We start from the raw sequence: 16,599 nt of genomic DNA on the forward strand, positions 1-16,599 counted from the left end.
GAAGATGAACGGCTCTCGCTTTGTTGCCATGAGCGCCGAACGTCACATGAGGGGATTTCACGAAATGGCGCTGACTGTTTACACCACCACCTGGTGCGGCCCCTGCAAGCGGCTGAAGTCTCAGCTCACCCGCGAGGGCATCTCCTACCGGGAGATCGACATCGAGAGCAACCCCGATGCCGCGCAGTTCGTCATGAGTGTCAACAACGGTAACCAGACAGTGCCGACCGTGCTGTTCGAAGACGGCACGGCCGTGACCAACCCCTCGGTGATCGAGGTCAAGGCCCGTCTGAGCGTCTGATCACCAGTCTCCGGCCAGGGGCCCGCCGTACCAGGTCTCGATCAGCCTGCGGGCGATCGAGACCTCCGGCGGCAGGCGCACCTCGCCGCTCTCCAGGGCGGCCGTCAACTCGGCGCGGCTGAACCAGCGGGCCTCGGCGATCTCTTCGGGGTCCAGGACGAGCTCGGTCGTGGTCGCCCGCACGAAGAAGCCGAGCATCAGACTGCGGGGGAACGGCCAGGGCTGGCTGCCGAGGTAGCGGGGGTCGGCGACGTGCACGCCGACCTCCTCGATCACTTCCCGGGCGACGGCGTGCTCCAGCGACTCGCCCGGCTCGACGAACCCGGCGAGCACCGACAGCCGCCCCTCGGGCCACTGCGGCCCCCGGGCCAGCAGGCACCGGCCGTCGTCGTCGTGAACAAGCATGATCACCGCCGGGTCGACCCGGGGGAAGTGCTGGCCGCCGTCCTGGGGGCAGACGCGCACGTGCCCGCCCGCCCGCACCTCGGTGTGGCTGCCGCAGCGCGGGCAGAACTCGTGGGTGGAGTGCCAGGCCTCCAGTGCGACCGCGTAGACCAGCAGTCCGGCGTCCAGGTCTCCGAGCAGCGAACCCACCTGGCGGAGCCCCGCCGCGACGGGCTGCCCCTCCTGCAGGGCCGAGGGGGTCAGCGGTGCGACGATCCGGCTGAACTCGTGCTCGTGGGCGACCCCCGCCAGTGGGGCCGACACCGCGAAGTAGACGATGCCCTCGGTGTCCACGCCGAGCAGGTAGCGCTCGCCCTCGGGCGCTTCGGCCGTGGGCAGGAGCACCAGTGTGGCCTCGTCTCCGTTTCGCCGGACCAGCGCCTGCCCGTCGTCGACGACCACGACCCGGCTCGCGCCGTCGGCCCACGCCCGCTTGAGCCACTCGGCGTCGCCGCGCAGAGCCGCCGAACGATCGACGGCACTGCGCGCGAGCAGCAGCGGCCCCAGTAGTCCCTCTTGTGTGGTGATCTCCACGTCGCCCCGCCTCCCAGACCGAGTGGACATCCTACGCCGCAGAACAGGGCCGGTTTCCGGCGTCCCCCACATCTCGCCGGAACCGCCGGTCGCGGCGCCGGGGCGAGCCGGTAGGCCATCTCTGCGGGCGCGCGGCCGAGGCGGCCCGGGTTCGCTTCGTCGGGATGAGCGCTTGCTTTCCGGTGAGATGTCACCGGATGCGCGATCCGGCCAGCGCGATGATCTCCGCCCCGCTAGGATAAAGCGAGTTAGGTTAGGCTTACCTGATATCGGGGGTCCCTGCATTGCGGCTGTACCTCACCGCGCTCAAACCGACCGACTCCGTCACGGACGGATTCCTCCCGGCGGCGCGCGCGCTGGGCTGTGACGTCACGATCCTGACCGACCGGCCGGAGCACCATCTGGACACGGGGACCGAGGTGCTCCACTGCGACGTCCGGGACGCACGAGCGATGATCGACGCCATCGCGCACCACCACGCACCGGATGCGATCTTCTCCAACTCCGACCACATCCAGGCGGAAACCGCCCTCGCCGCCGCCTACTTCGGCCTGCCCGGCAAGGACTGGCGTGCCTGTGTCACCACCAAGAACAAGGCCCTCACCCGACGCCGGCTGGCGGCGGCCGGGGTCGAGACCGTCCGGTCCCTACGGCTGGCGCCGGGCGACCCGGTTCCGCCGGACCAGCCGTTTCCCGTGGTCGTCAAGCCCCGCGAGGGTGTGGCCAGCGAAGACGTCGTGCTGGCGCGGGACGCCGGTGAGCTCGCCACGGCCGTACGGACGATCCGGGACCGGCGGCCGGGCGAGACTCTGGTGGTGGAGGAGTATCTCGACGGCCCGCTGCACACGCTGGAAACCCTCGGCGACGGCAGGAGCGTGCGGGTGCTCGGCGGCTTCCGGACCACCCTCGGGCCGCTGCCGTACTTCGTGGAGGAGCGGCTCGACTGGGAGCCCCCGCCCGCCCGCGAGCACGTGCTGAAGGCGCTGGACGCGCTGGGGGTGGGCTTCGGCGCCTGCCACACCGAGTACGTGATGACACCTGCCGGGCCGCGGATCATCGAGGTCAACTACCGGGTGATCGGCGACCACTGCGACTTCCTTCTGGGTGACCTGCTGGGCGTCCCGCTGTTCGAGCACATCCTCGGCGTCCACCTGGGGTCGGGGCTGCCCGATCCGGCGGCGGCCGGTGAGAACGGGATCGGTCAGAACGAGGCCGGTCAGAACAGGGCCGGTCAGAACGAGGCCGGTCAGAACAGGGCCGGTCAGAACAGGGCCGGCAGCCATCGGGGACCGAGACGGCACGGGACCGCGTTGAGCCTGGTGGCCGACCGGCCGGGGACCGTGGTGACGGCTCCGGGCATGGTCGCGCCGGCCGCCGATGACGAGGTCAGGCTCTGGCACCGGCCGTTGCGCGCCGTGGGCGACCGGATCGACCTGAGCAACACCAACCGCGACTACCTGGGGATCGTCCGCGCGATCGGAGCCGACCGGGCGAGCGTGGACACGGCCGTCGCGGCCTTCACCGCCGGGCACCCGTGGGTGATCGCATGAGCGGCGCACGCGCCGCGAGCGGGCGGGAGCCGTACCTGGCCGCCCGCGTCCTCGACGCGCTCCTCCGCGAGGACTACGGAGGCCTGGCCGGGCGGGTGACCCGGAGCAAGGACGGCGTCGCGCTGTTGCTGCCCGGCGACCGGCGGGTACGGCTGACACCGGGCTCGCTGTTCCAGGATTTCGTGGTGGCCCCGGAGGAGACGCTCCGCCTGGAAGAGGTCCTGAGCGCCCTGAGGGAGATCTCCGATCCGGCCGACAGCGCCGGAGTGGAGGCGTTCACCCGGGAGTGCCACGAGGCGCTGCGCGCCCTCGACCTGCACGACGCCCACCGCGACGAGGTGATCGCCCGGCTGAGCCACGAAGCCCCCGCGGCCCCAGCGGCTCCCACGATCCCCTCGGCCCCCACGATCTCTGCGGCCCCCGCGGCTCCCCGACCCGGCTCCACCGCTCCGCCGAGCCACGACGTCAGCGTCATCCGGCGGGACCACGACGCCCACGCGGCCGCCCGGCCGCACGCGCGGGCGGGAGCCGTACGCTACGAAACGCTGGCGGCCTTCGCCGACCACCCGGTCTATCCGACGGCGCGCTGCCGGGCCGGGCTGTCGGATGAGGAACTGGCGGCCTACGCGCCGGAGTTCGCGCCCGCCTTCGAGTTGCGCTGGGCGGCGGTGCCCCGGGAGCGGGTGAGCGGAGCGGCGCCGCCGTTCGCGCCGGAGTTCACCGCGGCCGGGCTGCCGGAGGACCTGGCCGGGACGCACGTGCTGTTCCCGGTGCATCCGCTGACGGTGCCCGCGGTCGAGGAGATTCCCTGGGCGGTCATGGGGTCGGAGCCGTATTTGGAGGTCAGGCCCACCCTGTCGATGCGCACGGTCATGGTCGGCCGGGACACGCACCTGAAACTGCCGCTGGCCACCAGCACGCTCGGGCTGCGCAACCGGCGCTCGATCAAGCCGGACACGCTGGCCGACGGGGCGCGGGCCGAGCGGTTGCTACGAGAGATGCCCGATTCCCGGGTGCTGCTCGCCGACGAGCAGACATACGCCCACGCGGGTCACGAGTACCTGGGCTGGCTCCTTCGGCGCCTCCCGGCGGGGCGGATCGTGCCGGTGGCCGCGCTCACCGCTCCCCTGCCGGGCGGCGGGCCGGTGGTGGAGGAGCTCGCCGGGCGGTGGTACGGCGGGGACGTGACGCGGCTGCTCACCGAATACCTGCGGCTGCTGTTCGGCTTCCACGTGCGGCTCTTCGTCCGCTACGGCACGGCGTTGGAAGCCCACCAGCAGAACCTCTCGCTCGTGCTGGGCGACGGTCCGGCCAAGTTGCTGATCAAGGACAACGACGGGCTGTTGACCTCGCCGGACCGGCTGCGCGCGGCGGGACTCGCGGTGCCCGACTTCACCGACGCGCGGATGCTGACCGACGACCCGCACGCGCTCGCCGACGTGTTCGTGACCATCACCCTGCATCTGGCCGCCGCGGCGGTGACGTTCGGCGCGCTGCCGTCGCCGCAGGCCTCCCGGCTGGTCCGCGACACGCTCAAGGAAGCGCTGGTCGAGCACGGGGACGACCCGATGGCCCGGCTGTTGCGGGCCAGGACCCTCGACGCCGCCCGGCTCGTCGGCAAATCGATGATCACCGCCGGCACCCTGGTGGACAAGGCGCGCACCGGGGCACGCGACGTGAACAAGTTCTACGGCACCAGCGGCCCCAACTATCTTCGTCAGCCCCCGCAGATCCCGCAGACCGCACAGAACCCGCAGAGCTCACAGACCCCGCAGAGCTCACAGACCCCACAGAGCTCACAGACCCCGCAGAACGTGATCATGAGAGGGACTCCATGACCGGCCTCGCCCTCGACTCCCCCGCCGCCGCCGTCGCCGAGGAGGCGTCGCTGGCGTCGCTGCTGCGCTGTTGTGTCAGGGAGGTGGCCGGGCCGCGAGGACAGGTCTGGCACGCCGAGCCGTACACGCTGCTGCGCGTCGCCGCGACCCTGCTGCGGATCCGGACGCACGGCGGGCTCGCGCTGCGGATCGAGGGAACGCCCGAGTGGCTGGATCGCGGTTGCTGGCAGCCGCTCTCCGTGGACATGCTCGTCCGGCTCGTCGAGACCGAACTCGGGGGGAGCAACGAGGAGTTCGCGGCGCAGGTGGACGCGAGCCGGAGCGCCATGGCGAGGCTGCTCGCGGTGCGGCGCGGCACCTCGCCCCCGGCCGACCCGTGGCTCGCCTCCGAGCAGGGGCTGGTCTTCGGGCATCCGTTCCACCCCAGCCCGAAGGCGCGCGGCGGCGCCGACTGGCTGCGCTACGCCCCCGAGGCGCACGCGAGTTTCCCGCTGCGGCTGCTCGGGGTCCGCGACGACGTGCTGGCCGAGGCCGGTGACACCGGCCCGCTCGACGAGCTCGGCACCGCGCCGCGCGGCTACACCCCGCTCCCGGCGCATCCGTGGCAGCTGGACCTGCTCGCGGCGGAGCTCGCCGCCCCGCTGGCCGACGGGCGGCTGATCGATCTGGGGCACGGCTCGCCGAGCCCGCGGATGGCGGTTCCCACCTCGTCGGTCCGCACGGTCTACGAGCCGCGCATCGACCGGTGCCTGAAGTTCAGCCTGGACGTGCGGATCACCAACTGCGTCAGGAAGAACTCCTGGTACGAGCTGGCGGGCGCGGTCGAGCTGACCCGCCGCCTCGAACCGGTGTTCCGGGATCTCTCTGCCTCCTTTCCCGGCACCCGCTGGCTCCCCGAGCCCGGCTACCGCTCCGCCGACCTGGGCACCCGGCTGCTGGAGGGGTTGAGTGTGATCGTCCGCGCCAGCCCGTGGTCGGTATGCCGCCCCGGCGTGACCCCCCTGCTGAGCGGTGCGCTGGCCGTTCCCGGCGATCCCCCGGACGAGCCCGTGCGCTGGTGGCGCGCCTACGTGGAGCGCGTCGCGCCGCCGGTGCTCGACGCCTACCTGACCCACGGCGTGGTGCTGGAGCCCCACCTGCAGAACGTCCTGGTCGGCGTGGACACGGCCGGGCTGCCGGTGGAGGCCGTCTTCCGCGACATGGAGGGCACCAAGCTCGTCGCCGGCCGCCACGACCTGTCCGGGTTGCCGGAGCGGGTCGCCGAGGCGCTCACCTACGACCCGGCCGACGGCTGGAACCGGGTGGTCTACTGCCTCATGGTCAACCACCTCGCCGAGGTCGCCGCCTCCCTCGCCGGAGCGGAATCGACAAGGGAGCTGTGGGCGGTGGCCGGAGAGGTGCTGGCCGGGTACGCCGGCTCACGGGGGTGGCCGCGACCGCTGGCCGACCTGCTGGCGGGGGCGCCGCTTCCGGCCAAGGCCAACCTCTCGGTCCGGTGGGCGCGCTCGGCCGACCGCTCTGCCGGATATGTGCCGGTGGCCAACCCGCTGGCGGTGCTGTCATGACCCTGAACGGTTCCGTCCCGGACGAGCTGCCCGCCTATGTCTACGACCTGGCCTCCCTCGACGCGCACGCGGCGGCCGTACGGGCCGCGCTGCCGGACGTCGAGCTGTACTACGCGGTGAAGGCCAATCCCGACCCGGAGCTGCTGCGGGTGCTCGCGCGGCACGTGGACGGCTTCGAGGTCTCCTCGGGCGGGGAGCTCGCGCACGTGCGCGGGCTGTTCCCCGGCGTCCCCGTCGCCCTCGGCGGCCCGGGGAAGACCGACGCGGAGCTTTTCGGCGACGTCACGCGGCTGCACGTGGAGAGCCCGAACGAGCTGCGACGGCTCCTCGCCTCCGGGCGCCGCGCCGACGTGCTGCTGCGGGTCAACCTCGACGTGCCGGTGGCAGGGGCGTCGCTGACCATGGGCGGCGGCGCGACCCCGTTCGGCATGGACCCCGGCGGGATCGACGAGTGCGTCGCGCTGCTGTCCGGCCAGGACGCGGTACGGCTGCGCGGCGTCCACGCCCACCTGGCCAGCGGGCTGGAGGCCGCCGCGCTGCTGGAGCTGGCGGCGGCCGTGCTGACGTACGCGCGCGAGCTGGGCGTCCAGGAGATCAACCTCGGCGGTGGCATGGCGGTGTCGTACGCCGACCCGGACGCGCGCTTCGACTGGCGCTCCTACGGAGAAGGTCTGACGAGACTGCGCCGTCCCGGCGAGGTGCTGCGGATCGAGCCGGGACGGGCGCTGTCGGTCTACTGCGGGCGCTACGTGACGCGGGTGATCGACGTCAAACGGGTGCACGGCGAGCTGTTCGCGGTGGTCGCCGGGGGCACCCACCACCTGCGCACCCCCGCCACCAAGGGCCACTCCCAGCCCCTGGCCGCACCCCAGGCCGCGCCGCCGCCGGGCGAGCCGGTCACCATCGTCGGCCAGCTCTGCACGCCCAAGGACGTCCTGGCCCGCCGGGTGCCGGTGAGCCTGGCCGTCGGAGACGTGGTGGAGTTCGCGATGGCCGGGGCCTATGCCTGGAACATCTCCCACCACGACTTCCTGATGCATCCGAAACCCGGCTTCCACTACGTGTGCCCGAGGACCTGATGTGGCCGGTAGGGGGCCTCCAATCGGGCCCTCTCCGCCTCGCTCAGACGCACCTCCACCGCCGCGATCGCGTCGTCCAGATGACCCGCCTTGGTCGCCCCGACTACCGGCGCGCTCACTCCGGGCCTGCCGAGCAGCCACGCGAGCGCGATCTGCGCCGGAGGCAGGCCGCGTTCACCGGCGATCGCGCACACCACGTCGACGACGTCGAAGTCGGCGTCCTCATACAGGGTCTCGGCCAGCGGGTCGCTACCGGCCCGGATCGTACGCCGCTCACCGCCGCGCGCCCGGTTCCCGGCGAGCAGTCCACGGGCCAGCGGGCTCCACGGGATGATTCCCACCCCCTGGTCCAGGCAGAGGGGGATCATCTCCCGCTCCTCCTCCCTGTACACCAGGTTGTAGTGGTTCTGCATCGACACGAACTTGGTCCAACCGTTGCGCTCGGCCACGTGCTGCGCCTTGGCGAACTGCCAGGCGTACATGCTGGAGGCCCCGATGTAACGCGCCTTGCCGGCCCGCACCACGTCGTGCAGAGCCTCCATGGTCTCCTCGATCGGCGTCTCGGGGTCCCAGCGGTGGATCTGGTACATATCAACGTGGTCGGTTCCCAGCCGAGTCAGCGAGGCGTCGATGCCGGCCAGCACGTGCTTGCGGGACAGCCCTCGGTCGTTCGGACCGGATCCTGTCGGGAAGTAGACCTTCGTGGCGAGAACGTAGTCGTCACGGCGTGCGAAGAGCTTCGCGAGCAGCCGCCCGGTGATCTCCTCGCTCACACCGTCCGAATACATGTCGGCGGTGTCGAAGAACGTCACACCCGCCTCGACCGCGCGCCGCACGATCGGCTCGGCCGCGTCCTCGCGCAGCATCCACGCCCGAGAGGCGGGATCGCCGTAACTCATCATGCCCAGGCAGATCCGGGAGACCTTCAGCCCCGATGAGCCCAGCTTCACGTAACGCATTCCGTCTTGCCTTCCTGTAGTGGTGTGGCTCCCTCATAAGGAGCAGCCGGAAGCTCGCGGTAGAGGGCGAGCGCGATCGGGTCGGCCAGCATGAGAGCGGCCTGCCAGATGCCCACCGGCGCGACGCGCACGGAGGCGACGAGCCATGAAGCAGGCCCAGGGAGGCGCCTTGGACAGGACGGCGCGGGGGCCGGTGGGCGGCATGACTCCATCGTCGAGCAGCCCGTAGTTTGGGAGAATGGCGAATCGAAGGATCAGGCCCGAGCGGGCATACGAACCCAAGGGAATCGACGCTCTCGACCTTCGGATCCTCGCCGAGCTGCAGGTCGAGGCCAGAGTGAGTTTCGCCGAGCTGGGCCGCCGGGTCGGCCTGTCAGCGCCCGCGGTGGCCGATCGGGTGCAGCGGCTGGAGGAGACAGGCGTGATCACCGGCTATCGCGCCGAGGTCGACCCACGGGCCCTGGGTTTTCCCGTCACCGTGATGGTCCGGATCCGTCCGGCGATCCGGGAACTGCAACGCATTTCCAAGATCGCCCAGGAGGTCCCCCAGATCGTCGAGTGCTACAGGATGACCGGCGACGACTGCTTCTACTTCACGATGCATCTGCGGGCGGTCGACGAGCTCGAACCGATCCTCGACCTGTTCACCCCGTACGGTCACACGACCACGTCTCTCATCCACACCGCACCCGTACCGCGCCGTCCCCTGCCCCTGGAGTGAGGCCCGGGCCTGGGGCCCGGGCGGTCAGCCGTCAACGGCTCCGCCCACCGATCGTTGATCGTTTCCGGATCGCATATCGATCGAGTCCGACCTGAGCTGATCGAGGGGCGGAGATGATCGTCGAAGACATCAGGGAGAATCCTGCGGCTGCCCTGCACGGGCCTTACCCTGAAAGGGCAGGATAGATCGAGGAGGAGGCTCGTAATGACCGCGCAGCCCCACGAACAGGGCACCATGCCGGCGATCGACAAGAAGTTCGCGAGCGTCCGTAAGGCTCTGTTCCACCCTGACGACATCGCGGCGTTCGATGCCGGACTGGCCAGGCTCACGTCGACCAGCCCGATCGATCTGGCGTCCCTGGACGAGTTCCTGGAATCGTGGTGGCGCACCGCCGTCATCGCCAATCGTGACCGCGAGGACTGGCATCGGGTCCTGAATGTCGCCGAACACATCCATCGAGGAGAACCTCCACGAGGGCGCGACTTCGCCGACGTCCTGACCGAGCGTGGGTATCAGGTACCGCGATAGTGGCCTACACGATCATCCTCGTCGACAAGGTCACCGAGGCCCAGGTGGACGACTTGTCGGACAGCGAGTTCGCCACTTTGATGGAGATCTACGAGGTGCTCCGGTTGGTACCGGAGAACGGCATGATCCTGCGCAGGGAGGCACCGCAGACCGCCATGTACGCCTTCGCTCATCGGGGGATCGAGGTGGTCTATTTCATCGTCGCCTCCGCCGTCCAGGTGGCGATCGTGCGGGTCAACCGCCTACCCCAGATGGGTTGACGGTCACCACCAGGTCCCTGTGAGGGAGGACTCGGTAGAGCGACAGGAGCCAGTCGAGGGCGGTGTGCTCGGGAGCGAGGGGGAGCAGCGGCACGGTGACCGTGACGGAAAGTCTCTGGCTTGAGCAGCCAACCGGTTAGCGGCACGGTCACCGGGTGTCAACAGCTCCGCGAGCTGTGGGAAAACTGAAATGGTGGGCGGGTGTTCAGCGAGAGCCTTGTGACCGTGTCCGCTCGGCCTGTCGTGGAACTGTTCGTCGCGCAGAGCCAAGGGCCCGCCGACCGTACGCTGCTGGTGATCCACGGTGGCCCCGACTGGGACCACACCTATCTACGCGAGCCGCTCGCGGAACTCGCCGGTCGGCACCGAGTGGTCCTGCCGGACCTGCGTGGCTGCGGGCGTTCCACCCGCGGTCTCGCCGACGACCAGTACACCCCCGCCGCCGCCACCGATGACCTCGTCGCCCTGCTGGACGCGCTCGGCGCATCGCAGGCCGATGTTCTCGGATTCTCCTACGGAGGTCTGATCGCCCAGCGTCTCGTTCTGGCCGCTCCCAAGCGTGTCCGGCGATTGATCATCGCTTCCAGCAGCGTCCTGCCGGCGCCGCCGGACGCCTTCGACGGCTGGCGCGAACGCGAGGAACGACTCGCTCTGGAAGCCGCGGTGTGGTCGGATCCGGAGCTGTCCGGTCCGGAGCTCACCCGCGCGGCGGCGATCGCCGGAGCCGGGGCGAACGTCTGGCGTCCGGAAGTGCTGCCCGCCTACCTGGACCGCCTCGCGGACGTTCGTTTCTCCGCCGAGTGGGTGCGCTCCCTGCGGGCCGGAACCCTGCCCAGCGCCCGTCACCCGGACGCTGTCCAGCGGCTCACCGCTCTCGGCACCCCTCTGCTCCTGCTCCATGGCCGACAGGACATGACCTTCCCCGTGTCCCTGGCTGAAGAGACCGCGAAGCTGATGCCCACCGCCCGCGCCGTGGTGATCGAGGAAGCGGGCCACATGGCCCACGTCGACCAGCCTCGCACCTGGCTCGACGCCGTCGCCGACTTCCTGACCTGACGGCTCGGCCGCCGGTCCAAGGACGAGCCGTAGAGGACGAGCCGTAGAGACGGGCCGTAGAGGACAGGCCGGGCCGTAGAGGACGAGCCGTAGAGGACGAGCCGTAGAGGACGAGCCGTAGAGGACGGCAAACCTCGGGCGGGCCGATACCGAGCGTCACCCCGACGAATGGTCGACTCGTCGTTCGCCCGCCTTGAAGCGAGGACGATAGGCGCCGGCCGGAACCGTGGCCCCGGCCGGAACCGGTCATGAGGACAGTGGCTTGTCCTCCTTGACGTCCGAGCCGACGGCCGCGTGCTCCTCGTGACCGTGGTCACCGTCGAGCGCGATCTTCTCGCCGCCGTAGGCCTGGCTCATCTTGGCGCGGAGCCTGCCGAGCGGGCCGCGCATCCCCTTGGGCGGGATGCCGTCGCTGTCGACGTGGGTGTCGTCGATCACCGGGACCGCCGCCTTGCCGCGCATGTGGGCCTCGACGGCCCTGTCCGGCGGGACGTGGACCTCGATGTACTCGCCCGTGGGCAGGCGCTTGATGACGCCCGACTCCACGCCGTGCCCGATGACCGCGGCGTCGCTGCGCTGCAGGCCCAGGCAGATCCGGTAGGTGATGATGTAGGCCACCGCGGGACCGACGAAGATCAGCACCCGGCCGACGTAGGTCGTCATGTTCAGCGAGACGTGGAAGAACGAGGCGATCTCGTCGTTGGCGCCCAGCAGCCACAGGACGCCGTAGAACGTGACCGCGGAGATGCCGATCGAGGTGCGGTGCGGGTTGTTGCGGGGACGGTCGGCGATGTGGTGCTCGCTGCGGTCCCCGGTCACCCACTGCTCGATGAACGGGTACAGGGCCAGGCCCGTCATGATGATGCCCATCGGGACCAGCGCCGGGATCAGCACGCTCAGCGGCAGCGTGAAGCCCAGGAAGTTGATCTCCCAGGACGGCATCAGGCGGAGCGCGCCCTCCAGGAATCCCATGTAGAAGTCGGGCTGCGAACCGGCCGAGATGTCGGCCGGCGTGTAGGGACCGAACAGCCAGATCGGGTTGACCTGGGCGAAGGTGCCCAGCAGCGCGATGGTGCCGAACGTGAACATGAAGAAGGCGCCCGACTTGGCCATGAAGGCCGGATAGAGCGGGGCGCCCACCACGTTGTTGTTCGTGCGGCCCTTGCCCGGCATCTGCGTGTGCTTCTGCACCCACATCAACATGAGGTGGGCGGTGATCAACGCCAGCAGGATGCCCGGGATGAGCAGGATGTGCATCGAGTAGAACCGGGGAATCACATACTCGCCGGGATACTGGCCGCCGAAGAGAAGGAAGGTGATCCAGGTGCCGACCAGCGGCAGCGAGATCATCACACCCTCGGTGATCCGCAGACCGGCGCCGGAGAGCAGGTCGTCGGGCAGGGAGTAACCGGTCAGACCCTCGAACAGGGCCAGCGTCAGCAGACCGACGCCGATCAGCCAGTTGAGCTCACGCGGCTTGCGGTACGCACCGGTGAAGAACACCCGGAGCATGTGCACCATCATGCCGGCGACGAACAGCAGGGCGGCCCAGTGGTGCATCTGCCGCATCAGCAGACCACCGCGCACGTCGAAGCTGATGTGCAGCGACGAGGCGTACGCCTCGGACATCACGACGCCCCTGAGCGGCTCGTAGGAGCCGTCGTAGACGACCTCGCCCATACCGGGTTGGAAGAAGAAGGTCAGGAACGTGCCGGTCAGCAGCAGGATGACGAACGAGTACAGCGCGATCTCGCCCAGCAGGAACGACCAGTGGTCAGGAAAGATCTTCCGTAAATTACGCTTGAGGAAGTTCCCCGCGCCGATGCGGTCGTCGATGAAGCTGCTCATGCTCGCTATGGGCTTCGGAACGGTTCCGCTGCTCATGCGTGGTCTCCGTCCTCACGAACCTCGGCCTCAGCGTCGCCGCACTCCCAGAAGCCAGGACCGGGTGGGACGGCGAAGCCCACCGTGGATAACCAGGTATCTCTCATCATCCATAGCGATGGGTAGATCGAGGCAAAGGCCGGGCGGCCGGACCGAGGACAAGAGCACCGGCGATGAGAAGAAGCCTTCCCCTTTCCCGCTGTCTCCTCGGTTTCCCGCTGTCTCCTCGGGTCAGCCGAGAGCGGGGATCGACTCGATGAGCCGGACCAGGCCGCGCTCGTCGAGGAGGTTGACCGGCCTGACCGTCTCGTTGAGGCGGACGAAGTGGAAGGCGGCGCTCACGTGGTCGAGGGGGACGGCGGCCAGGTGGGACCAGGCCATGCGGTAGGCGGCCAGCTGGACCGCGGCGGCGGCCTCGGCCTTCTTTCCCCTGGGACGCCGGCCGGTCTTCCAGTCGACGACCTCGTAGCGGCCGTCGGGAAGCTCGAACACCGCGTCCATCCGGCCCCGGACCAACCGGTCGGCGATCATCGTCTCGAACGGGACCTCGACGTCCAGCGGCTCCCGCCCGGCCCACTCGCTCTCCTCGAACCGGTCGCACAGCTCGTCGAGATGGAGATCGGTCTCCTCGAAGTCGTCGGACGAGCCGGGCAGTTCGAGCTCGTCGAGCAGCCGCTGCTGGCCCCATCGTGACTCCAGCCAGCGGTGGAAGGAGGTGCCCCGGCGGGCCAGCGGGGTGGGCTTCTTGGGCACCGGGCGGCGGATCTGCCGGGCCAGGGCCTTGGCGTCGGCGGCTAGGGTGACCAGCGAGGAGACGGTCAGGTGGGTGGGCAGCTCCACCTGACCGGCGCCGCGCCGCCGGTTGATCTCCCGCTCCCTGAGCAGGAGCTCGGTGTCGCGTTCCCACGCCTTCGCCCGCTCCCGGTCCCAGCCGCGCAGCTCCGCCAGGACCGTGGCGCGCTCGTTCCCCGTCTCCGGCCCGCCCTGGGGCGCGTGCTCAGGCTCGTGTCCGGCCTCGGCCGGGCCGTCCTGCCGAGCACGGGCAACAACGCTCTCCCCGTCCTCCGGGGCGTCGAAGAACTCCGCGATGTCCAGGGGATCCGGGGTGTCGAAGAACTCCGGGGCGTCCAGGGGATCCGGGGCGTCCGGGAAAAGGACGTCCTCGTCTTCGGGCGCCTCCGGGAAGGGAATCTCCTCCTCCTGCGGCGGAGCTTCGGGGAAGGGGACGTCCTCGATCCCGGGAGCCTCGGCGAAAGCGCTCGGAGTGCCGGAGACGGCCCGGTCACCGTCCTGGCCGGCGAGGGCCGCGAGGGCCGCCTCGACCATGGTCGCGCCGTCGAGGACGGCCTCGTATCGAAGGCCCTCGGGGGTGACGGGCCAGGCGGCCTCGGCGGGTTCGGCGAGCAGGGGGTTGGTGGCGTCCGCGCCCGCCTCGGGGGCCCAGGCGGACACCCGGCCGCAGGTCTCACGGATCTCCACCAGGAAATCGGAGGGCTGCAGGGGCTTGGCCGCGCTGCCCCAGCGATAACCGGAGGCGATCAGGAGGTAGTGGGCGCGGGTGACGGCCACGTAGGCCAGGCGGCGCTCCTCCAGCAGGTCACGGTCGCGGCAGCGCTCGTCGAACTCGGCCAGCTCCTCCTTGCTCAGCCCGGTCAGCCGGGGCAGGTCGGAGGCGTCGCCGCGGAGCGCGTAGGGCAGCTTGCGCGGGTTCTCCGTCCACCGGGGACTGGTCGTCGGACGGGCCGGGAACATCGTGCCGACGGTCAGGGTCCCGGCCTTGGACAGCGCCTGGGACATGCCGGGAATCACGACGACCGGCCACTCCAGGCCCTTGGAGGCGTGGATGGTCATCAGCTTGACGCTGTTGCTCTCCCCCACCCGCCCGGCGTCGAGGCCGTTCTCCTCCTCGTCTGCCGCCTTCAGGAACGCCAGGAACGCTCCCAGCGTCGGGTCCTCGGAGTCGCCCGCGAACCGGGCGGCGGCGTCGAGGAAGGCGTCCAGGTCGGCTCGGGCGGCGAACGGGCCGACGGCAGTTCCCCGCGCCGCCACCTCGATGTCCAGGCCGAGCCTGCGCTCGATCTCGATGATCAGGTCGGGAAGCGGCTGGCCCGTGTGGGCGCGCAGGATGCGAAGCTCCTGCGCCATGGCGAGCAGCCGCACCCGGGCCAGGGGGGAGAACAGGTCCTGCCACTCGGGGCGGTCGGGCAGCTCGTCGAGGGCGTCGACCAGGCTGCCGCGCTCCTCGGCCAGGTCCGCCACGACCTGGTCCAGCGGGTCTGCCACCGCGGACCCGCCGTCCCGGTTCTCCCGGTTCAGCTCGCGGGCCCGTTCGCCCAGCTCTTTCAGGTCGGCGGGGCCGATCCGCCACCGGGGCCCGGACAGCAGCCGGACCAGCGCGTCTCCGGCGGTCGGGTCGTAGAGCACGCGCAGGGTGGCGACGATGTCGGAGACCTCCGGCACGGTCAGCAGGCCGCCCAGGCCGACCACCTCGACCGGGATGCCCCGGTCCTCCAGCGCCCGGCGCAGCGCGGGAAACTGCGACCGCTTGCGGGCCAGGATCGCCACGTCGTGCGGCTGCAGGCACTGCGGGCCGCCCCAGGCGCTCTGCTTGGCCTTCTTGCGTTCGCCCTCGCCCCACGGCATGCCGTCGGGCGCGGTCTCGCTGCCCAGCACCCGGGCGATCCCGTCGGCGACCCACGCCGCCTCGTCCTCGGCGGTCTCGTGGAAGGCGCACACGACCCGGCCGCGCTCGACCCGGTTGCCACCGGGCACCAGCACCGGCACCTCCCGCGCCTCCATGCGCAGCGGGAGCTGCACCCGGGCGGCGACGTCGAGTACGGCGTCGCCGTTGCGGAAGCTGACCGACAGGCGGCGAACCGCTGCGGGCTCTCCCGAAGCGGTGGGGAAATCGCGGGGGAAGCGGGTGAGGTTGCCCGCGGAGGCGCCGCGCCAGCCGTAGATGGACTGGCATGGGTCGCCCACAGCGGTCACCGGATGGCCGCCGCCGAACAGCGCCCGCAGCAGCACGAGCTGGGCGTGACTGGTGTCCTGGTATTCGTCGAGCAGGACGACGGCGAACCGGTTCCGCTCGATCTCACCGACCTCGGCGTGTTTGGCCCCGATCCGGGCGGCCAGCGCCATCTGGTCGCCGTGGTCGACGACCTCGCGGCTCCGTTTGAGCCGGTCGTAGGCCTCGACCAGGGGAAGCAACTGTTCCCTGGCCCGCTGCGTGGCCGACGGCCTGCGCTGGAGCAGGGTGGGCGAGCCGGGCAGCTCGCCGTACCGCTCGGCGAGCCAGGCGCCGATCTCGCGCACGTCCTGCGGGCCGCGCAGATGCTCGGCCATCTCTCCGGCCAGCTCCAGCACCGCCCGGGTGACGGTGGCCGGACCCCACTCGATCTGCTCCATGGGCCCGTCGTAGGCGCTGACCACCCGCCCGGCGAGCTGCCAGGAGACGGCCGGGCTGACCAGGCGCATGGTCGGCTCCAGCGCCTCCCTCAGGGCGTGGTCGGTGACCAGCCTGGCCGCGTAGGCGTGGTAGGTCGAGATGGTCGGCTCGCCCTCCAGCAGCTCGGCGGGGACCTGCTCGGCCACGACCAGGCCGTTGAGCCGCTCGCGGACGCGGTGCGCCAGCTCGCCCGCGGCCTTCCTGGTGAAGGTCAGGCCGAGCACCTGCTCGGGACGGACCAGGCCGTTGGCGACCAGCCAGACGACCCGCCCGGCCATGGTCTCGCTCTTACCGGACCCTGCCCCGGCGACCACGACCATCGGTTCGAGGCCCGCCTCGATCACCGCCGCCTGTTCGGGAGTGGGGGGAAGGATGCCCAGCTTGGCGGCGAGCTGGATCGGGTTCAGCACGGGGCGCCCCCGCGGCGGGTGG

At 70.7% G+C, this 16,599-nt stretch carries 13 protein-coding genes; 9 read left to right on the forward strand and 4 right to left on the reverse strand.

What is annotated here, in order from left to right:
• The first annotated feature begins 64 nt into the window (after nt 1-64).
• Nucleotides 65-301 (forward strand): mycoredoxin, encoded by a 237-nt coding sequence (locus ACQPYK_RS42400; RefSeq protein WP_433244857.1) that lies wholly within the window; start codon nt 65-67, stop codon nt 299-301.
• On the opposite strand, the gene nudC is transcribed toward ACQPYK_RS42400, so the two are convergent.
• Nucleotides 302-1,279 carry an NAD(+) diphosphatase gene (nudC, locus tag ACQPYK_RS42405; RefSeq protein WP_433244860.1) on the reverse strand — a complete coding sequence of 326 codons (978 nt, stop codon included), beginning with the start codon at nt 1,277-1,279 and terminating at the stop codon, nt 302-304.
• Nucleotides 1,280-1,563: 284 nt separating this feature from the next.
• Between nudC and ACQPYK_RS42410 the strand changes: the two genes are divergently transcribed.
• Genes ACQPYK_RS42410 through ACQPYK_RS42425 form a run of 4 tightly spaced genes read left to right on the forward strand, consistent with a single transcriptional unit; the run spans nt 1,564 to nt 7,311 of the window.
• On the forward strand, nt 1,564-2,829 hold the full coding sequence (locus tag ACQPYK_RS42410) for a siderophore biosynthesis protein (protein WP_433244863.1): 1,266 nt from the start codon (nt 1,564-1,566) through the stop codon (nt 2,827-2,829).
• Nucleotides 2,826-4,667, forward strand: coding sequence for an IucA/IucC family protein (locus ACQPYK_RS42415; protein WP_433244866.1), 1,842 nt, complete (start codon nt 2,826-2,828; stop codon nt 4,665-4,667). Before ACQPYK_RS42410 ends, ACQPYK_RS42415 begins: the two co-directional genes overlap by 4 nt.
• Complete coding sequence (locus ACQPYK_RS42420; protein ID WP_433244870.1) at nt 4,664-6,232, forward strand: IucA/IucC family protein; 1,569 nt, start codon at nt 4,664-4,666, stop codon at nt 6,230-6,232. Before ACQPYK_RS42415 ends, ACQPYK_RS42420 begins: the two co-directional genes overlap by 4 nt.
• On the forward strand, nt 6,229-7,311 hold the full coding sequence (locus tag ACQPYK_RS42425) for an alanine racemase (protein WP_433244873.1): 1,083 nt from the start codon (nt 6,229-6,231) through the stop codon (nt 7,309-7,311). The genes ACQPYK_RS42420 and ACQPYK_RS42425 overlap by 4 nt, the downstream gene beginning before the upstream one ends.
• Here the strand turns inward: ACQPYK_RS42425 and ACQPYK_RS42430 are convergent.
• The gene (locus ACQPYK_RS42430; RefSeq protein ID WP_433244876.1) at nt 7,290-8,270 is read right to left on the reverse strand and encodes an aldo/keto reductase; all 981 of its coding nucleotides are present in this window, start codon (nt 8,268-8,270) and stop codon (nt 7,290-7,292) included. The genes ACQPYK_RS42425 and ACQPYK_RS42430 overlap by 22 nt on opposite strands.
• 238 nt (nt 8,271-8,508) lie before the next feature.
• On the opposite strand from ACQPYK_RS42430, the gene ACQPYK_RS42435 reads away from it, so the two are divergent.
• The 4 genes from ACQPYK_RS42435 to ACQPYK_RS42450 all read left to right on the forward strand — a co-directional run bounded on the left by ACQPYK_RS42435 (nt 8,509) and on the right by ACQPYK_RS42450 (nt 10,835).
• Complete coding sequence (locus ACQPYK_RS42435) at nt 8,509-8,991, forward strand: Lrp/AsnC family transcriptional regulator (RefSeq protein WP_433244879.1); 483 nt, start codon at nt 8,509-8,511, stop codon at nt 8,989-8,991.
• A gap of 204 nt (nt 8,992-9,195) precedes the next feature.
• Nucleotides 9,196-9,519: a DUF6247 family protein gene (locus tag ACQPYK_RS42440; protein ID WP_433244882.1), complete on the forward strand. Its 324-nt coding sequence runs from the start codon at nt 9,196-9,198 to the stop codon at nt 9,517-9,519.
• Complete coding sequence (locus ACQPYK_RS42445) at nt 9,519-9,779, forward strand: hypothetical protein (RefSeq protein ID WP_433244885.1); 261 nt, start codon at nt 9,519-9,521, stop codon at nt 9,777-9,779. The genes ACQPYK_RS42440 and ACQPYK_RS42445 overlap by 1 nt, the downstream gene beginning before the upstream one ends.
• Before the next feature lie 225 nt (nt 9,780-10,004).
• Nucleotides 10,005-10,835 (forward strand): alpha/beta fold hydrolase, encoded by an 831-nt coding sequence (locus ACQPYK_RS42450; RefSeq protein ID WP_433244888.1) that lies wholly within the window; start codon nt 10,005-10,007, stop codon nt 10,833-10,835.
• Nucleotides 10,836-11,081: 246 nt separating this feature from the next.
• On the opposite strand, the gene qcrB is transcribed toward ACQPYK_RS42450, so the two are convergent.
• A complete protein-coding gene (gene qcrB, locus ACQPYK_RS42455; protein ID WP_433244891.1) occupies nt 11,082-12,719 on the reverse strand; it encodes a cytochrome bc1 complex cytochrome b subunit in 1,638 nt (545 codons plus the stop codon).
• A 231-nt stretch (nt 12,720-12,950) separates the two neighbouring features.
• On the reverse strand, nt 12,951-16,577 hold the full coding sequence (locus ACQPYK_RS42460; protein ID WP_433244894.1) for a UvrD-helicase domain-containing protein: 3,627 nt from the start codon (nt 16,575-16,577) through the stop codon (nt 12,951-12,953).
• Nucleotides 16,578-16,599 lie beyond the last annotated feature (22 nt).

It is taken from the genome of Streptosporangium sp. CA-135522 (assembly GCF_050949235.1).
Classification (GTDB): domain Bacteria; phylum Actinomycetota; class Actinomycetes; order Streptosporangiales; family Streptosporangiaceae; genus Streptosporangium.

Bases quoted from the DNA above. Each gene is read 5' to 3' on its own strand.
- qcrB (WP_433244891.1), bottom strand. From the start codon at position 12,719: ATGAGCAGCGGAACCGTTCCGAAGCCCATAGCGAGCATGAGCAGCTTC.
- ACQPYK_RS42400 (WP_433244857.1), top strand. From the start codon at position 65: ATGGCGCTGACTGTTTACACCACCACCTGGTGCGGCCCCTGCAAGCGG.
- ACQPYK_RS42415 (WP_433244866.1), top strand. From the start codon at position 2,826: ATGAGCGGCGCACGCGCCGCGAGCGGGCGGGAGCCGTACCTGGCCGCC.
- ACQPYK_RS42425 (WP_433244873.1), top strand. From the start codon at position 6,229: ATGACCCTGAACGGTTCCGTCCCGGACGAGCTGCCCGCCTATGTCTAC.
- ACQPYK_RS42430 (WP_433244876.1), bottom strand. From the start codon at position 8,270: ATGCGTTACGTGAAGCTGGGCTCATCGGGGCTGAAGGTCTCCCGGATC.
- ACQPYK_RS42435 (WP_433244879.1), top strand. From the start codon at position 8,509: ATGGCGAATCGAAGGATCAGGCCCGAGCGGGCATACGAACCCAAGGGA.
- ACQPYK_RS42440 (WP_433244882.1), top strand. From the start codon at position 9,196: ATGACCGCGCAGCCCCACGAACAGGGCACCATGCCGGCGATCGACAAG.
- ACQPYK_RS42420 (WP_433244870.1), top strand. From the start codon at position 4,664: ATGACCGGCCTCGCCCTCGACTCCCCCGCCGCCGCCGTCGCCGAGGAG.